The sequence below is a fragment of the Chitinimonas sp. genome (genome assembly GCF_041904975.1).
Taxonomy (GTDB): Bacteria; Pseudomonadota; Gammaproteobacteria; order Burkholderiales; family Chitinimonadaceae; genus Chitinimonas.
The window spans coordinates 19,750-20,503 of the sequence record NZ_JAYRLZ010000046.1 but is presented as its reverse complement, the minus strand read 5'-3'; the positions used below and the strand labels follow the sequence as shown (position 1 = coordinate 20,503).

The window sequence follows — 754 nt, the reverse complement described above, 5'->3', positions numbered from 1 at the left end:
TTGGCCTTATAATTGGACTGGTCCGCCAGGGTGACGCGCGCCGCATCGCCGCCCTGGATCACATGGAAATTGGTGACGATATTGCCGTCTTTATCCCAGACAAAGCCGGTACCGGTGCCGCGCGGGATCTGCTGGACATCAAAGGAAAAGAAGCTGGAGACATTGTCCAGGGTGGTGATATGCACCACCGAGGGCGAGGCCTGCTTGAAGATATCAATATTGTTACGCTCCTCCACGCCCAATTCGCCTCGCGGGCTGACTGCTCGTGGTGGCGCATCGCCCACGGCGCGGCTTTGCGCCTGTAGTGACCACGCCAGCAGCCCCAGCAGTGCCAATGCCAGGCCGCCACGCAGCCAGGCGCTGCGCTGGATTGATCTGCTGGTCGGTTTGGGCATGGCGTACTCCTTGTAATCGCGGTTGACAGGTTGCTCGGCGGCCAGCAGCCGTGGCGCGCCTCTCCCGCGCTAGATCGGTTCGGCAAAGGCAAGTTTCAAGAGCGCCCGACCAAGACTTGACCCTCACGCCGGGTAAGGCTGCATAGTGCCCGCTGTAACGTTTTTGCCGCACTGCAGCAGCGGCACTGTCACCCAAGGCCGCTGCGGGCCTACACTTGCCCCCAATCCAACGCCCATACCAGCCCATCATGTCCGATACCCTTGCCAAGCTTGCCATTGACCGCAATACCAGCCGCTCGCGCAAACGCCGTTTCACCGGCTGGATCGTCGCCATAGCCGGGATCGCCGTGCTGTTCGGT

At 61.7% G+C, this 754-nt stretch carries 1 pseudogene; it reads right to left on the bottom strand.

Going from position 1 to position 754, the window contains the following annotated elements:
- Positions 1–395 (bottom strand): annotated as a pseudogene (locus ACE3OH_RS06845) (hypothetical protein); the annotation flags it as partial.
- Positions 396–754: the final 359 nt, after the last annotated feature.